Raw genomic sequence first — 16,186 nt, forward strand, 5'->3', positions numbered from 1 at the left:
ATACATAAGTCTTGTGGGAGCGAGCTTGCTCGCGAAGAGGCCGGCACAGCCCCGGAAATGGGGTGTTTGGGCTGTTACTTTCGTGAGCAAGCTCACTCCCACAAGTCACAAACCTGCGCCGCTTCTATCTAGAAACTCAGACTCAACGCAACATTCACCCCTTGCTGGGTCACGTCATCGTTCTTGCGCCAGTTATAGTTGCCGCGCAGCGTCAGGTCTTGAGTGAGTTTCTGGCTGACGCCCAGCGTGGCCCGATTAAGGTCGCGTTGCGGGGTGTAGCCCTGCAGCGTGAAGTCGACGGACTGCACGCTGTTGAGCGCCATTGTCACGTTCTGCTGATCGGTTTCGAACTCCCGTTCCCGTGCGACCTCTCCCCAGACTTGCGTCGTCGGAGTGACCTGGAACTTGCCTTGCAGACCAACGCCTGCACGTCTGGATTTGCGGGTTTGATCGCTGAAGGTCAGCGCCGTCGAGCGGTCGCCTTTTTCGGAGTAGCCATCGACATCGATATGGGCATAGTCGGCGCTGACGAAAGGCGACAGATGCCAGCGGCTGGCAGCCCCCGCGATATCAAAACCGACGCGTCCGCTGACGGCCCACATTTCGCCGTCGGTATCACCCTTTTCCTGGCCTTCGCTGACACCCAGCGCGAATTTCCGCTCGGCATTTTCGTAATCGAGTTTGCCGCCCGAAGCCGCCAGGTCGCCCCACCAGTGATTGGCCTGGTATTGCAGAAACGCAGTAGCGATGTAACTGTTGAGCTTGTAGTCCGAGTCCCTCGGGCCGGCTTCAAGGCTTTGTCGATAGGCCCCGGCAACGATCCCCGTGCGCCAGTTTTCAGCAAAGCGGTAACTGCCGCCAAGGGTCAGGTTGTAGCCCCGACCGTCAGCATCCGCTGAACTGTCCTGAGCATCGAAGTCCATTTTCTGACCGCCTGCCGAGATAATGCTCTGCCACTGCCCAATGCCTTGCCAGTTACCCCAGTCGCTAAGCCACTGTGCGCGCAACTCGTCCTGATGCATGCGTAGCGTGCCATTGGCCATTTCCGGCAGCAGGCTGATTTCCCAAGGGGCCGAGAGCAACGAATAGGCATAGTCGGCCAGCAACCGCTGCCCGGCTTCGGTAGGGTGGACACGGTCATTGAAGAACACCCGGCTTGGGTTCGGCGTCGCGCTGGACCTGCCGTTGGTTGCACTCTCTCTGCAACTGTCGCCGTTGAAGCAGGTACTGACCAGATTCTCGTTGGGATCGAACCCGAAACGTGCCGGTTCAGCCAGCGTTTCAGAGATCAGCAACGGCACGTTGAGCGGGATGATCTGTGCATCGATCTGCGCCAGGCGACTGACCAGTTGCTGATTGAAGACGGCGCTGAGGGCTGACGTTGCCGACGCCAGAGGCGAGCCGCTCAAGGCGGGCGTCTGGCCGATGTCCGGCAGCAGCCAGACCATGATGTAGCGCGCCCCGGCCTGTTGCAGCGCCTGTGCGCTGTCGGCCAGACGATTGGCGGCTTGCCCCGCACTGTTGGCGCTCAGCACGCGACCCTGCAGGAAGTCGTTGCCGCCGCCAGTCAGGTAATACAGCGCGTTGGGGTCAGCACGAAAGCTGTTGGCGGGCAGATAGCCGGTCCGGCTGCGCAACAGTGTGCCGGAGTTGGGGTCGACGACCGTAGATTGCGAGTTGATCGAATTCAGAATCTGGTCCGTCCGGTAGCCACCGACTGCCCAGTTATTGCCGTCCGGCTGACCCAGTGCAGCGTTGACTGGGGACGTGGAGGCTGCCAGATCGCCCGCCGGGACATTGAGCATTCTGCCGATCAGCGTCGATGAGTTCAGGTTGAACACTTCACCGCTGCCATCCTGATACGTCGGGCCGACACGATTGGTGAATCGCAACGTCGAGCCGGCAGGGCCTGCGGTGTCCGGAAACTGTCCGGCATCCGCCAGGCTGTCACCGAACACCACCATGGTCGAATAGGGTGCCGCAGTGGCGGTGCCACAGGCCAGCGATAACAGGCAGGCCGCGAATGGCCAGCGCCTTGATGTCTTGGTCATGAAAGGATTCCGGTTGTTGTTATTTTGTACCGGAAACGTACCAAGATTTTTCAGGGCTGCAAAGGTCGTTGAAACGTTTTCATCTGCGGCGGCGTTTTTTTGAACTCATGCGGCCCTGTTGGTCACGATGTCGCTCAGATAATTGGCCAGATCGTGCAGGTAAACGAACGGGTGGCCCTGACGAGTGCCCCCGGTGCGGCTGACTTTCAGGGCAATACGGCCTGCGTTGATCTTGCGCAGCAGATTGCGGTCATTCGACAGGTGCGAAAAATAACGCTCTCTGACGGCGCTCAACGAAGGGCACGGCGTGGCGAATTCTTTGCGAAGTTGATCCAGTATCTCGTTCATTCCATGACTCCCTGTGGTTTGCATAGTTGAGTACTCCCGAAATGGGGTGCCAACAAACAATACGATATGTAGCGGATCCTGACAATACAGTTTGTATTTTAAATACGTTCTGTATCACTTTCATCACAGGGAGTCGATGTACCAAGAGACGTGAACGGTGCCGGTTGCCAAGTTGCGGGTCACTGAAACGCCTTCAGTTTCGCCGATCTGTTCCAGAATCCGTTCCCAATGGTCGAGCGCCTCGCCTGGCTCTCTGACCAGGAGCACCTGATGCTCGATCTGCGCCTTGTCGCTGGCGATTGCGTCCTGAATACGTTGCGCCAAGGCCAGGTAAGCGTCGTGTTGCGGTGTGTCGAGGCTTCGATTCAGCATGCGTGAACTCCTTTTTACTGTATGTGCATACAGTAATTGAGGGGTGTTTCCTACGCAAGCTGCAAATGTTTCCTACGCACGTACGTGACAAGTACGTGACAAGACTGAATCAACGCGCATAAAAAAGCCCCGATTTTCGGGGCTTTCAGGGATAGTTCAGGCCTCAAAGGCGCATGGTCATTTGCCTGATGACCCCGATCAGCTTGCACTCTTCAGTCACCGGAAGGGTCGGGTAGGCCGGGTTCAGCGGTTTGAGGAAGTAGCGCCCGGCGTCTTCGACCAGTTTCTTGAACGTGGCCTCATTGCTTTCTGGAAGCTTGGCAATCACCAGCTTTCCGGCCGTCGGTTCGATACCGGTGTCCACCAGAATCAGCATGCCTTCGGGAATGCTCTGGCCCGCAGGTGCCGTCATCGAGTCGCCACGGACCATCAGCCAGAAGGCGCGGCCTTTGGCTTTATAGTCGCTGATCTCGAAGGTGTCGGAGTAGCCGACCGGGTAAGGCTCGACCGCTTCGCTCCAGCCGCCGGCTTCGACCCAGCTGATTACCGGGTATCGATAGAAACGCGAAGGCTGCGCGATAGACGCTACGTTCTGCATGCCTGGCTCATCTGACGGAATGGCGGTCGCGAGGATTGGCAGGCCCAGTTCGGTCAAAAACCGGTTGATGACCTCGATCTTCGGTTCCCGCTTGCCATTCAGCCAATGCCCCACAGCGCCGGGCGTAACGCCCATCCGCTCAGCCATGTCTTCCTGGCTGATTTCCTGGGTTTCCATGACCTGTCTTGCGACTTCATACCATTTTCTGTTCATGGGTCGAATCATACAGGCTGTAGGGTGATCGGCAATATACATATTGTAAATGCTGGTTGTCTCTAAAAAATACAAATTGTATTGTCTGCTGCTCAGGCTTTGCAGCGGGATCGCTCGCAAGGCATCTCAGCAGGCTTTGACGGGAAGCAGACAATGATCGAGAAAATAGAAGCAGTGATGCAGCACTGGGGCGAGCAACGCATGCGTGTCGGGCTCGGCGGCGGGTTGAGCAGCCCGATGGCCGGGATCATGGAGTGGGGCGCTTATATACCGCGCCGCACACCGGGATCGCGAGCGCTGGTCGGTAATGGCAGCGGCATGGACTATATAAGCAGCGAAGTCGAAGCCGCCATTGCGCAGATGGCCCGCAGTCCTGCAAAGGGGCGTGGGCCTGAGTTGGCCCAACTGGCCAATCTGCGTTACGTCGAAGCGTTGCCTGTGCGCGAGCAGATGCGCCTGGTCGGTATCAACGAAGGCGCGGACCGCACCTATCGCAACTGGATCAACAAGCTTCATCAGCAGGTGCTGGCGATTCTTGCCGAGCGCAGCGCTTCCAGAAGCAACAAGTTGGCCACGAGCAAGGCCGGTTAAGTGCCGGTTAAAACGGTATCCACTACCGTTTATCCGGGCCGATTGCACAGCTGTGGTCGAACTCGTGTTGAACTCCGGTCAAACTCGACCCACCCCGAAATTGCCCCTTCCCAGCCTTTCCGGAGGGGGGTAAAAAGGTCCCACGATATGCGATTTGCGCCTCAGGGCTGCAGCGCCAACCGGCCAATCGCGACCCAATACAAACCCTGCTTCGGCGGGGTTTTTCATTGGGCCAGGCACACGGAGGCCAGTACAGATGTTGAAAGACTTTCGATGCGGGCAGTGCAAGAAACTGCTGGCCCGCATGGGTGGCTACACCGAACTCCAGATCAAGTGTTCCCGCTGCGGAACGCTGAATCATGTGAAGGCCACGAGCCATGAGTTATCGCCTTTGAGCGACATGAATGCGGAATCCTCCGCGACAAATCATTCGACTGAATAGGTGAAAAAATGGAACCAGTATCAGTAGGCAGCAAGTTTGTGTATGTAAGTCCTTCCGGCGGTCCTGCCGTGATTATCAAGCCGGCCGACAACGTGGCAGGCCTGGTCATTCGAACCGGCATGTTCAGTGGCGGATCGGGATCGGTAGTCGCTACGGGGGAAACAATCCCTATGTACCTGAGCGACGTAAGGAAGGTGATCGCGTTCATGACTGGCGGCGCTAATGCTGTTCAGCTTCAGTACCCTATCTATTTGCCGCCCGGCTATGGCCTATGGTCTTTTGCAAATAGCGGTGCGGTGATATCGAACATTACCTACGACCTGCTGTAAGGACGAATTGCAGATGCCCCGCTCAGTGTTGGGCGTCTGCAGCACCATCAGGGGTATGCACATCCCTCGCAACCTCTGATGACCACGTTCAGCGAGGGCCTCATTCGTACCTCGTTCCTCATTGGCTGCTCTGACGGCCCTTTTTATCCCGGAGTAAAGATGGACCCAACCGACCTAGGCCCAGGCACAGCTACCTGGCTGGGCGGAACGGGCACCATTCTGCTTGGCGGCTTTTTGTGGCTGCGCAAGTTTCTTTCCAGAGATGCAACTGACCGGGCGATGGATAACGCTGACATCGGTACGGTTCGCCGGCTCAATGAACTGCTCGACTCCGAGCGGGAGGCTCGCAAGGAAGCCGAAGCGCGGGCTGATCAGTTTGCTCGTGAGCGTAACGAGCTCGCGGCGGCGGTGGGCCGGATGGAGGGCAAGATCGAAGCCCTGACCAGCCACATTGTTCAGCTCACCGACAAGGTCACCACGCAGAGTGCCGAAATTGCCCGGCTCCGATCCCAGCTTGGAGGTGCCAACGATGCACAGATGCGCAATTGATTTTATCGCTCGCCACTGGTGGCGTCGGCTGGAGATCTGGTTGATCGCCGTGCTGCTGATTGCCGGGTGCCTGATGCTCGGTTTTCAGGCCGGGCAGTGGTCGGCCAGCGCCGAGCATACCCGGCAACTGGCGGAAGTTCGCAATGCCTACGATGCGGCGCTCGGCAAGCGGGATCGCCGACTGGACAGGCTGGCCGAAACCACGACCCAGGCGGCAGACAAGGTCGAGACCGCTGCGTCTATCGCCAGTCAGGCTGCGCACACTGCCAGCCGCGCGGCGGACAAGGCGGATGAAGCGCTGGGCAAGGCGAACCAGTAGGCATTACTCACGCCGGATCAACCTCCAACACACGCGGAACCCTTTATGAAGATCACCCCGATAGTTGCCCATTTGCAGGCGACCTGCCCGAGCTTTGCCGGTCGGATCAGCGCCGGTATCGACTGGGCTGCGGTTGCCCTTGGCGATCAGCTTGCGCACCCCTCGGCGTATGTCATCGCTACAGGCGATCAGGCCACGCCAAACGATCTGCAAAACGTCATTCGCCAGAACATCACCGACCAGATCGACATCGTCGTGGTGCTTGAGGGTGATGACAAGCGCGGTCAGCAGGCCAGCGATCAACTGCACGCGATTCGCGCCGAGTTGTGGCGTGCGCTGGTGGGCTGGAATGCGGACGACGACTACGACGCGATGCAATACACGGGCGGTGCGCTGGTGCAGATCAGCGGGGCGCGCGTGACGTACCGCTTCGGGTTTGCCGCGCAGTTCCAGCTGGGTCGCAGTACGGAGGATCGACCCGCCGAAACCTGGCATGAGGCTTATCTGGACGGTTTGCCCCGCTTCACCGGCGCCACCATCGAGATGGACTGCGTCGACCCAGCAGACCCGAATCTGAAGTCCCCCGGCCCTGATGGCCGCTTTGAAGCGAAGTTCACAGCAGAGGTAACACCATGACCCAACGCATCACTGTAGTACCGGCCGAGGGCCGCACCGTGCCGGATCCGGAGGCGGGCGATTTGCTGCCCGTCGAAGGTCGGCAGGTCACCTTCAATGCCTGGTGGCAGCGTCGTCAGAACGACGGCGACATCACCGTTCAAACCGAGCAATCCCCCACCACCTATCAAGCCTTCACGGCCTAACCAAGAGGAAGCCAAACAATGGCTATCAGCTTTAACAACATTCCATCCGATGTCCGCGTCCCGCTGTTTTATGCGGAAATGGACAACTCCGCCGCCAACAGCGCGTCGGCCAGCATGCGTCGCCTGATCGTTGCTCAGGTCAATGACGATGTGTCCGGCCCCGAGCTCGGCTCGCTGGTACTGGTGCCCAGCGTTGCGCTGGCAAAAAACATCGGCGGTCAGGGTTCCATGCTGGCCTCCATGTACGAAACCTGGCGCAAGGCCGACCCGACCGGTGAAGTCTGGTGCCTGCCGCTGCTCAACACCGAAGGCGTCAAAGCCGGTGCAACCGTTACCTTCACTGGCGCTGCGACCGAGCCTGGTCTGCTGAACCTGTATGTCGGCGGCGCACGGGTGCAGGCGACTGTGGTCAACGGTGCGACCGCTGCTCAAGCGGCAACCGCGCTGTCGGTGAAGATCAATGCCACGCCGGACCTGCCGATTATCGCGTCTGTCGATGCCGGTGTGTTGACCCTTTCCTGCAAATGGAGCGGGGCGAGCGGCAACGACATTCATCTGGAATTCAACCGTCTGGGTAAAACCAACGGCGAAGTCATTCCTGCTGGCCTGACGGCAGCCGTGACCGCCATGACCGGCGGCGTGGGTACGCCCGATCAGCTCAAGGCGCTGGCTGCGCTGGGCGATGAACCGTTCGAGTTTCTTTGCATGCCGTGGACTGACACCAGCACCCTGGATGCCTGGAAAGCGGCGATGGACGACAGCACCGGTCGCTGGAGCTGGGCGCGTCAACTGTATGGCCATGTGTACAGCGCCAAGCGCGGTACGGTCGGTACGCTGGTTGCGGCAGGCCAACTGCGCAACGATCAGCACATCACCATTCAGGGCGTGGAAACCGGCGTTCCGCAACCGGTCTGGCTGCAGGCCGCTGCACTGGCTGCGCGCACCGCCGTGTTCATTTCTGCCGACGCCAGCCGTCCGACCCAGAGCGGCACCATGCCAGGTCTGGACCCGGCGCCAGCCAGTCAGCGTTTCACCCTGACCGAGCGTGAATCGCTGCTGCGTTATGGCATCGCCACGGCGTACTACGAAGGCGGTTATGTGCGTATTCAGCGCTCGATCACCACCTATCAGAAGAACGCTTACGGTCAGGCTGACAACTCGTACCTGGACAGTGAAACCATGCACCAGTCGGCGTTCATCATTCGTCGCCTGCAAGGCATCATCACCAGCAAATACGGTCGCTACAAACTGGCCAGCGATGGCACGCGCTTCGGTGCCGGTCAGCCGATCATCACGCCGAGCACCATTCGTGGCGAGTTGATTGCGCAGTACGCCCGTCTCGAAGAAGAAGGCCATGTGGAGAACGCCGAAGTGTTCGCCCAGCACCTGATCGTCGAGCGTGACGGCAACGATCCGAGCCGTGTGAACGTGATGTTCCCGCCTGATTACATCAACGGTCTGCGCGTGTTCGCGCTGCTCAACCAGTTCCGCTTGCAGTACGACGAAGCGGCGTAAGCCTCACCAATCCTTTTCAAGCCCGCCTCGTGCGGGTTTTTTCATTCTGGAGATAAACAACATGGGTCAGAAAGTTGCGGGCACCTGCTACATCAAAGTGGATGGCACCCAGTTGACCATCATTGGCGGCGGCGAAGCCCCTCTGATGAACGTCAAGCGCGATACGGTCGTGCCGGGCTACTACAAGGAAGTCGACAAGGCCGCCTGGTTGAAATTTCAGGCGCTGCACACCGCGGATCTGCCGCTCAAGCTGCTCACCACCGGTGTGGACATGACCATCACCTGTGAATTCAGCAACGGCAAGACTTACGTCCTGTCCGGCGCCTATCTGGTCGATGAGCCGATCAGCAAAGCGGACGACGGCACCATCGAACTGAAATTCGATGGCAGTCAGGGGAGCTGGCAATGAGTGAAGTCATCGACCTGGTCAGCCCGATCGAAGCGCACGGGGAAACCCTTTCGCAGGTGACGTTCCGACGCCCTACAGCGCAGGAAGCGCGAGCCATCAAGGCCTTGCCGTACAAGATCGACAAGAACGAAGACGTGTCGCTGGATCTGGACGTTGCGGCGAAGTACATCGCCGTTTGCGCCGGTATCCCGCCCTCGTCGGTCAATCAGATGGATCTGTGCGACATCAACACGTTGAGCTGGAAGGTTGCGAGTTTTTTCATGGCAGCGGCATCAGCAACCTTGAAGGACTGATCGCCGTCGTCTACGACCTCGCGTACTTCTGGAAGACCGATCCCGAACTGATGATGTCCAGGGAGCTGGACGTCATCACCGAATCGATCTTGCAGGCGCAACGCATCAACCAGATCCTGCAGGGGGAGTGATGGCAGACACTATCAGAACGCTGATTACCGGCGTCGACCAGCTGTCTCCAACGCTGGCAACTATCCGCAACAACGTCAAAGGCCTCGAGACCAGTCTTGGGGCCGTAGAGGTTGGCAAGGTGATCACGGACAACGCTTTGGCGAAGCCCTTGATTGCCGGGGTAAAGGCAGCGATCGGTTTTGAGACCAGCATGGCCGGCGTAAAACGGTCAGTCACCTTTGAAACACCGCAGCAGTTTCAGCAGATGGGGTCCGACATTCTGGACCTCAGTGAACGGCTGCCGGAAAGCGCCAATGGTATTGCGGCGATTGTTGCCGCCGGTGCCAAGGCCAATGTCCCGCGTGAAGAACTGACCGGGTTTGCCAGCGACGCCGTGAAAATGGGGGTCGCCTTCGATCAGACGGCGGCTGAGTCGGGCGACATGATGGCCTCGTGGCGATCTTCGTTCCAGATGACCCAACCGCAAGTGACGGCGCTGTCCGAGAAGATCAACGTGCTCGGCGGCAACAATCTGGAAAAGAAAATCGCCACCATGATTACTGCAATGGGCCCGCTCGGGCCGGTTGCGGGCCTGGCGTCCGGGCAACTGGCGGCGATGGGGGCCACCTTGGCCAGCGTCGACGTACCGGCCGATGTGGCCGCCAGTGGCATGAAGCGATTCATGCAGTCGTTGACCGAAGGCGGTGCGGCGAAAGCCGGCGCGTTCGAGGCGTTGCAACTCGACGTCAATCAACTGACCCAAGGCATGCAGAGCGACCCGTCCGGGACTATTGAAAAAGTCCTGACGGCGGTCTCCAGTGTTGACCCTGGCAAACAATCAGATGTCATCACCCAGCTGTTCGGCGCCGAATCGCTGGGGGCGATTACACCGCTGCTGGCCAACCTTGATGTGCTCAGGTCCAACCTGGCCAAGGTCGGCGAGGGAGTGCAGAACAGCGGCACCATCGAGAAGGAATTCGCGGACAACTCTCAGACCACGGCCACGGCCATCAAGGAGATGACCAACCGTGTCGATCGTCTGGGCATCAATATTGGCAGCATGTTTCTGCCTGCGATGAACGAAGCAATGGCCGTGATCGGGCCGATGATTTCTCAGGTCGCTGCACTGGCGGCCGAACACCCTGGCGTGATCAAGGGGGTCGTGGGCGCTGCGATTGCTTTCGGCGTATTGCAAGTGGCGGTGATGACCGCGACGACCGCCATGCGCGTGCTGAGCATGGTGATGGGCCTGTCACCGCTGGGCCTGATTGTGCGTGGCCTTGCGCTGGCGGCAGGTCTTCTGATTGCCAACTGGTCAACCGTTGCACCTTATTTTCAAGCGATCTGGGAAGCGATTCGCGGGCCGGTCATGGCGCTGTGGGACGTCTTCAAGACGGTATTTGCCTGGACGCCGATCGGCATGATCGTCGCGAACTGGCAGCCGTTGTCCGAGTTTTTTACGGCGCTCTGGGGCTTGATCAAAGCCTTGGCCAGCTCGTTTTTCGACGACCTGCAGGCGCTATCTGCAGGGTCGCCGCTGGACACTATCGTGGCCATCTGGCAGCCGGTGTCCGAGTACTTTTCCGGGTTGTGGGACGGTATCAAGACTGCGGCGCAGCCCTTTACCGAGGCGCTTGCATCAATGTTCAGTTATTCGCCACTGGACCAGGTTATCGAGAAATGGCTTCCGGTCAAAACCTGGTTCGCGGATTTGTGGGCGGACATCAAACCGTTCATCGACCCGATCATGAGGTGGTTTGGCGGCAGTGGGGATAAGTCCCTGCTGCAACGGGCGACGGAGAAGGTCAATCAGTTCGCGGAGGAACAGCGGGTACGCAACGCCGGACCGGGCGGCGGGACCGGTGCGTTTCTGGCCGCAAATGCGGTCGAGAACAGTGGCTTGAAACAGCTAAGGCTCAATCAGGCGACCGGTGTGCCGCCAATCGGCCAGTTGCTTGGCGTGCCAAATGTGCCGGCCCCCGGCAGCCTGTTGTTGCAGCAGGGTGCTGGGGGGGCCGGTTCGCGATTTGAAGGCGAACTCAATATTCACTTTGAAAACGCGCCACCGGGCATGCGTTCGGGCCGGATACAGACCAATCAGCCGGGTTTGACGATTTCGCCAAACGTCGGTTATCGAACCCTCGGCGCAGGAGCCGGATCATGAGTACATGGCGTGACAGCCTGCTGCCAGCGTCTTTTCGTGGTGTCGGTTTTTTCATTGAAAAAGCCGTCGTCCCGGTGGGGCGCAAAGGGCAGTTGCATGAGTTTCCACAACGCGACGAGCCGTATTTCGAGTCGCTGGGCAAGCAGTCGCAGGTTCACACGCTGACGGCCTTCATTGTCGGTCGCGACTGTTTCGAACAACGGGACAAGCTGCTTCAGGCGCTGGAGCAGGAAGGTGCGGGCGAGCTGGTGCATCCGTGGCTGGGCCGCATGCACGTACAGGTTGGACAGTGCAGTGTCACGCACAACCTGAGTGAAGGCGGGCTGGTCCGCTTGGACCTGGTGTTTTATCCGGCCAACCCGCTCAAGTTTCCGGTGTCGACGCTCAACACCCGGCGGCAATTGCTGGGCGCGTCCGAGAGCCTGCTGGACTCGGCGCTTAGGCGTTACCGCTCGGTCATGGCCGTTGTGGATGCCGTGCGCATCAACGTTCAGGCCCTGCGCAGCGCGCTGTCCGGAGTATTTGCCACCCTTCAGCGGCAGTTTGCGCCATTTATGACGATCTATTCGGATGCCACTGCGTTGGTGCATTCGCTGGTCAACGCGCCGCTGACAATCAGCACGCTGTTCTCCACCTTCTTCGCCAGTTTCGACGGTGACAGTCGCCGGGCACGAAGAGTGAACGGGACCAGCAGTATCGGCGGTGCCATTACCGGCACGGGCTCCAGCAGTTCGGTCGGCGGTGGTTCAGGGGGTGGCAGCTCCGGCAGCGGCTCCGCGAACGGCAGTGGCGGCACGTCCGCTAGCCAGGCATCCAGATCCTCCATCAACGGTGGGGCGTCCTCTGTTGAAACCGTCCATTACCGGTCGGTCATTTCCGAGGCCACCCAACAGGCGGAGGCAGTGTCCAGTATTAATCTGGTCAGCCAGGGCAGCGGGCTTGATACCGGCATGACGGCTCAGGCCACCGCCAATCTGGTTCAGGACGCGCTGCTGGTCAAAGTGGCGAGAATCGTGGCGAGCATGCCGGTTGCAACAACGGTTGCTCCGCTCACGGCAGTGCCCTCTCTGGATCAGCAGCGTGTGCAAGCGTTGCAGCGTGTGGATGTGCCGGTTGCCGACGATGTGATCGAACTGCGTGACACGCTGAATTCGGCCATCTGGGAAGCGTCGTTGAAAGCCGATCCCGAGCATTACCTGGCGCTGAACACCGTACGTCAGGCACTGGTCAGGCACCTCAATGCCGTGGCGGCATCTGGCGTGCGTCTGGTGGACATGAAGGTGTCCGAACCGCTTCCTGCGCTGGTGCTGGCTTATCGGCGATTCGGCGATGCCAGCCGGGGGCAGGAAATCGTCCAGCGCAACCGGCTTGCCCATCCAGGTTTTGTGCCGCCCGGTACGTTGAAGATCGCTCAGGAGTAACCCATGAACGACCCTAATGTTGTCACCCTGACGGTTGGCGATCACGACTATGCCGGTTGGAAATCGGTGGAAATCTCTGCCGGGATCGAGCGTCAGGCACGCAGCTTTGACGTGAGCATTACCTGGCAGTGGCCTGGCACCGAAGTCTTGCATCCGATCATGCCCGGCGCAGCCTGCGAAGTGCGTATCGGCGGCGAGTTGATCCTGACGGGCTGGGTGTTCGCCGCGCCGATCAGCTATGACGGCAAGCAGGTCACACTGACGATTTCAGGTCGCTCGAAAACGGCTGACCTGATTGATTGCTCGGCGATCAACAAGCCCAGTCAATGGACGGGGGTGGGGGTGCTGACCATCGTCAAGGCGCTGGCTGCGCCCTACAAGTTGTCGGTGATCAGCGAAATACCGGAAACCTCGAAGATGGCGGATCACACCATCGAGCCTGCCGAAAGCGTGTTCAAGTCCATCGACCGGCTGTTGACGCTGTTCCGGATTTTTTCCACCGATGACGAGTTCGGCAATGTGGTGCTGGCCAGACCCGGGAGCCGGGGGCAGACCGCAGATGCGCTCGAGCTCGGCAAGAACGTGATGAGCGCCAGCATCGTGAGAGATTTTTCCGGGCTTTTTTCCGAATACCGGGTCATTGGTCAGCAGACCGGTAATGACACGACGTTCGGCAAGGAAGCGTCGGAGGTTTCAGCGGTCGCCATCGATGACAGAAATAAAGAGCGCTTTCGCGTTTTGATCGTTCATGAGAATGCCCCGATCACACCCAAGCTCGCCTTGAGTCGTGCCAACTGGGAGCGCGGTCAGCGGGCAGGCAAGGCGCTGCTCACCACCTACAAAGTCCAGGGCTGGCGGCAGTCCAACGGTGCGCTGTGGCGGCACAACACCATGGTGCAAGTCGTGGATCCGGTCATCGGTATGCGCAGGAACATGCTGATTTCAGCCGTGACCTACTCGCTGAGTGATCAAGGCACGATCACCACGCTGGTGGTCGGACCGCCCGAAGGTTTTCAGGCCGAGCCCGGTGACCCCAACAAGCGCAGCAAGGTGCAGGTCAACCAGGACGCTTATTCCTGGTTGCTGCCTATCGACGAGGAAACAACCGCATGAGCTTACTCAATCGCATGCTGGTGCGCGGCACGGTGGTGCTCGCCAAGGCCAGCAGCAAGATGCAGGCGCTGCAAATGCGCCTGACCGCCGGGGAGATCAAGGACGATATGGAGCACTTTGAGCCCTACGGGTTTACCAGTAATCCGCTGGCCGGTGCAGAGGGCATTGCTGCCTTCATCGGTGGCGACCGGTCACACGGTCTGCTGCTGGTGGTGGCCGACCGACGCTATCGCCTCAAGGGGCTGGAGTCGGGCGAAGTGGCGATCTACACAGACGAGGGCGACAAGATTCACCTCAAGCGCGGCAAGGTCATCGACATTGAAACCGGCACGCTGAACATCAAGGCGGCCGTGGCGGTGAACTTCGACACCCCACAGATCACCCAGACCGGAAAGATCGTTTCCCAAGGCGACCAGGTGGCCGGCGGCATCAGCCAGATCAACCATCTGCACGGCAACGTGCAGGGCGGTAACGGTCAGAGCGGGCCGCCCGTTGGAGGTGCCGGATGATCATTGAAGGCTCTTTGCAGGCTTCGTTGCTGCGTTCGGTGGTCATCAGCCTGTTCACCTGGCGTCGCGCCGAAGCGGACGATCCGTTCGACGATGCCGAGCGCTATGGCTGGTGGGGCGATACCTATCCGACGCAGGCCAACGACCGTATCGGTTCCAGGCTATGGCTGCTGCGCAGGGTTCGACTTACTGCACAGACCCAGCGCGACGCCGAGTTCTATGCGCGCGAAGCGCTCGCCTGGCTGATCGATGATGGCCAGGTCAAGAACATCAACATCCTTACCGAACAGGTTCAGAGCAATCGCCTGAACCTGGGCGTCGAGCTGGTCGTTTCCGACGGTCAGGTCGTGCGCTTCAACCCTTCAGAACAGTGGCAGGTGATTTATGCCGTTTGAAACGCCTACGTTACCGGCGCTGATCAACCGAACCCAAGTCGACCTCGCCGATGAAGCGCTGCGTCAGTCCGACGCTCGGGTACTGTCGCGCGCCCACAGCGGTGCGGCCTACGGGCTGTACGGCTATCAGGACTGGATCGCCGACCAGATTCTGCCGGACACCGCCGATGAGGAAACCCTGGAACGGCAAGCCATCCTGCGCTTGCGCCAGCCGCGCAAGGTCGCGCAGGCCGCGAGCGGTTCGGTGCGCTTTACGGCCGCTGCCGGTGCGGTGCTGGATGCGGACACCGTGCTGCAACTCAGCGACGGACGCATTTATCGGGTGACAAAAGGCGTCACCACGGTCGCGGGCAATAACACGACGACCGTCGAGGCCGTGGATGCCGGCATTCTCGGTAACGCCGATGCCGGGAGGGTGATGACGGTCGTGCAGCCTGTCGAAGGTATCGACAGCACGTTCACCGTGATCGGGACTGGCCTGGTTGGCGGCATCGCTCAAGAAAGCATCGAGTCGCTGCGTGCCAGGGTGGTGCGCTCTTATCGGGTCATCCCGCATGGCGGCAATCAGGATGATTACGTGACCTGGGCGCTTGAAGTGCCAGGCGTGACGCGTGCCTGGTGCGTGCGTCGTTACCTGGGGCCGGGCACTGTTGCGGTGTTCTTCATGCGTGACGATGAAGTTGATCCGATCCCCGACGCCGAGCAACTGGCCGAGATGGCCGCCTACATTGACCCGCTTCGCCCCGTCACTGCCGATGTGTACGTGCTGGCGCCGGTGCAAAAGCCGGTGGTCTACACGATCAGGCTTACGCCTGATACCTCTGCCGTGCGCGCGGCGGTCGAGGCTCAGTTGCTGGACCTGCACAACCGCGAAGGCGGGCTGGGCGAAACCCTGTTGCTGACCCACATTGCCGAGGCCATCAGCCGCGCGACCGGCGAAACCGATCACGTGCTGGTTTCGCCGGTCGCCAACGTCACGGCAGCCGCCAATCAGTTGCTCACCTTCGGAGTCATATTATGGTCGTCATAAGAACTGCCGAGCACTACGCCGAGCAATTGCAGGCACTGCTGCCGCCCGGTCCTGCGTGGGACCCGGAGCGAGTGCCGGAAGTGCAGCAAGTCATCACGGGGCTTTCCCGCGAGTTTGCGCGCATCGATGGCCGGGCTTTCGACCTGCTTAACGAGATGGACCCCGCGACCGTCAGCGAGCTGGTGCCCGACTGGGAGCGGGTCATGAACCTGCCCGATCCGTGTCTCGGGCTCAAACCCTTGTTCGCAGATCGGCGCTTGTCGGTGCGACAGCGGCTGGTGGCGACAGGAGGGCAGAACGCTGCGTTCTACATCGACATTGCCGTCAGCCAGGGCTACCCCGACGCCACCGTGACTGAACACCGAACGCCCCGTATGGGGCGTTCGCGTTTTGGTCAGGCGCACTTTGGCACCTGGAACGCGCAATTCATGTGGACCCTGAACACCGGCGGTCGCCAGCGGCTGGGACGGCGTTTCGGGGCGAGCTATTGGGGCGAGCGATTCGGGGTCAACCCCGGCGTCGCCATCGAGTGCCTGATCCGTCGAGCTGCACCGGCGCACAGCGTCGAATTCGTTAATTTCAACTGAGGAACA

21 protein-coding genes are annotated in these 16,186 nt (G+C 60.0%); 17 read left to right on the forward strand and 4 right to left on the reverse strand.

The window, feature by feature from the left end:
• Positions 1–128: 128 nt before the first annotated feature.
• The 4 genes from estP to BW686_RS24925 all read right to left on the reverse strand — a co-directional run bounded on the left by estP (position 129) and on the right by BW686_RS24925 (position 3,546).
• Positions 129–2,051 (reverse strand): esterase EstP, encoded by a 1,923-nt coding sequence (estP, locus tag BW686_RS24910; protein WP_084920608.1) that lies wholly within the window; start codon positions 2,049–2,051, stop codon positions 129–131.
• A 105-nt stretch (positions 2,052–2,156) separates the two neighbouring features.
• A complete protein-coding gene (locus tag BW686_RS24915; protein WP_046463953.1) occupies positions 2,157–2,399 on the reverse strand; it encodes a pyocin activator PrtN family protein in 243 nt (80 codons plus the stop codon).
• Between the two features lie 123 nt (positions 2,400–2,522).
• A complete protein-coding gene (locus tag BW686_RS24920) occupies positions 2,523–2,771 on the reverse strand; it encodes a DUF1654 domain-containing protein (RefSeq protein ID WP_084920611.1) in 249 nt (82 codons plus the stop codon).
• 163 nt (positions 2,772–2,934) lie between these two features.
• The gene (locus tag BW686_RS24925) at positions 2,935–3,546 is read right to left on the reverse strand and encodes a LexA family protein (protein WP_179149384.1); all 612 of its coding nucleotides are present in this window, start codon (positions 3,544–3,546) and stop codon (positions 2,935–2,937) included.
• Positions 3,547–3,735: 189 nt separating this feature from the next.
• Between BW686_RS24925 and BW686_RS24930 the strand changes: the two genes are divergently transcribed.
• From BW686_RS24930 to BW686_RS25015, 17 genes are all read left to right on the forward strand, one after another.
• Positions 3,736–4,173 (forward strand): hypothetical protein, encoded by a 438-nt coding sequence (locus BW686_RS24930; protein WP_084920616.1) that lies wholly within the window; start codon positions 3,736–3,738, stop codon positions 4,171–4,173.
• Between the two features lie 256 nt (positions 4,174–4,429).
• On the forward strand, positions 4,430–4,615 hold the full coding sequence (locus BW686_RS24940) for a Com family DNA-binding transcriptional regulator (protein ID WP_084920619.1): 186 nt from the start codon (positions 4,430–4,432) through the stop codon (positions 4,613–4,615).
• A gap of 8 nt (positions 4,616–4,623) precedes the next feature.
• Complete coding sequence (locus tag BW686_RS24945; RefSeq protein ID WP_084920621.1) at positions 4,624–4,944, forward strand: hypothetical protein; 321 nt, start codon at positions 4,624–4,626, stop codon at positions 4,942–4,944.
• 159 nt (positions 4,945–5,103) lie between these two features.
• Complete coding sequence (locus BW686_RS24950; protein ID WP_054987063.1) at positions 5,104–5,493, forward strand: hypothetical protein; 390 nt, start codon at positions 5,104–5,106, stop codon at positions 5,491–5,493.
• Positions 5,474–5,812 carry a hypothetical protein gene (locus BW686_RS24955; protein WP_084920623.1) on the forward strand — a complete coding sequence of 113 codons (339 nt, stop codon included), beginning with the start codon at positions 5,474–5,476 and terminating at the stop codon, positions 5,810–5,812. Before BW686_RS24950 ends, BW686_RS24955 begins: the two co-directional genes overlap by 20 nt.
• 45 nt (positions 5,813–5,857) lie before the next feature.
• Positions 5,858–6,448: a phage tail terminator protein gene (locus BW686_RS24960; protein ID WP_084920626.1), complete on the forward strand. Its 591-nt coding sequence runs from the start codon at positions 5,858–5,860 to the stop codon at positions 6,446–6,448.
• Entirely contained in the window at positions 6,445–6,633 is a 189-nt protein-coding gene (locus BW686_RS24965) for a DUF2635 domain-containing protein (protein WP_084920628.1), read from the forward strand. Before BW686_RS24960 ends, BW686_RS24965 begins: the two co-directional genes overlap by 4 nt.
• Positions 6,634–6,651: 18 nt before the next feature.
• Positions 6,652–8,148, forward strand: coding sequence for a phage tail sheath subtilisin-like domain-containing protein (locus BW686_RS24970; protein ID WP_084920630.1), 1,497 nt, complete (start codon positions 6,652–6,654; stop codon positions 8,146–8,148).
• Between the two features lie 61 nt (positions 8,149–8,209).
• Positions 8,210–8,557: a phage tail tube protein gene (locus tag BW686_RS24975; protein WP_084920633.1), complete on the forward strand. Its 348-nt coding sequence runs from the start codon at positions 8,210–8,212 to the stop codon at positions 8,555–8,557.
• Complete coding sequence (locus BW686_RS24980) at positions 8,554–8,850, forward strand: phage tail assembly protein (RefSeq protein ID WP_084920635.1); 297 nt, start codon at positions 8,554–8,556, stop codon at positions 8,848–8,850. Before BW686_RS24975 ends, BW686_RS24980 begins: the two co-directional genes overlap by 4 nt.
• 130 nt (positions 8,851–8,980) lie before the next feature.
• Positions 8,981–11,125, forward strand: a complete 2,145-nt coding sequence (locus BW686_RS24985; RefSeq protein WP_084920638.1) for a phage tail tape measure protein — start codon at positions 8,981–8,983, stop codon at positions 11,123–11,125.
• The gene (locus BW686_RS24990; protein ID WP_084920641.1) at positions 11,122–12,546 is read left to right on the forward strand and encodes a DNA circularization protein; all 1,425 of its coding nucleotides are present in this window, start codon (positions 11,122–11,124) and stop codon (positions 12,544–12,546) included. The genes BW686_RS24985 and BW686_RS24990 overlap by 4 nt, the downstream gene beginning before the upstream one ends.
• A gap of 3 nt (positions 12,547–12,549) precedes the next feature.
• Entirely contained in the window at positions 12,550–13,659 is a 1,110-nt protein-coding gene (locus BW686_RS24995; protein WP_084920643.1) for a phage baseplate assembly protein, read from the forward strand.
• Positions 13,656–14,168, forward strand: a complete 513-nt coding sequence (locus tag BW686_RS25000; protein WP_084920645.1) for a phage baseplate assembly protein V — start codon at positions 13,656–13,658, stop codon at positions 14,166–14,168. The genes BW686_RS24995 and BW686_RS25000 overlap by 4 nt, the downstream gene beginning before the upstream one ends.
• Positions 14,165–14,563 carry a phage GP46 family protein gene (locus tag BW686_RS25005; protein ID WP_084920648.1) on the forward strand — a complete coding sequence of 133 codons (399 nt, stop codon included), beginning with the start codon at positions 14,165–14,167 and terminating at the stop codon, positions 14,561–14,563. Before BW686_RS25000 ends, BW686_RS25005 begins: the two co-directional genes overlap by 4 nt.
• A complete protein-coding gene (locus tag BW686_RS25010; protein ID WP_084920651.1) occupies positions 14,553–15,593 on the forward strand; it encodes a baseplate J/gp47 family protein in 1,041 nt (346 codons plus the stop codon). Before BW686_RS25005 ends, BW686_RS25010 begins: the two co-directional genes overlap by 11 nt.
• Positions 15,581–16,180 (forward strand): YmfQ family protein, encoded by a 600-nt coding sequence (locus BW686_RS25015; RefSeq protein ID WP_084920653.1) that lies wholly within the window; start codon positions 15,581–15,583, stop codon positions 16,178–16,180. The genes BW686_RS25010 and BW686_RS25015 overlap by 13 nt, the downstream gene beginning before the upstream one ends.
• The last annotated feature ends 6 nt before the right edge of the window (positions 16,181–16,186 follow it).

The sequence above is a fragment of the Pseudomonas syringae genome, assembly GCF_002157375.1.
Lineage (GTDB): Bacteria > Pseudomonadota > Gammaproteobacteria > Pseudomonadales > Pseudomonadaceae > Aquipseudomonas > Aquipseudomonas syringae_T.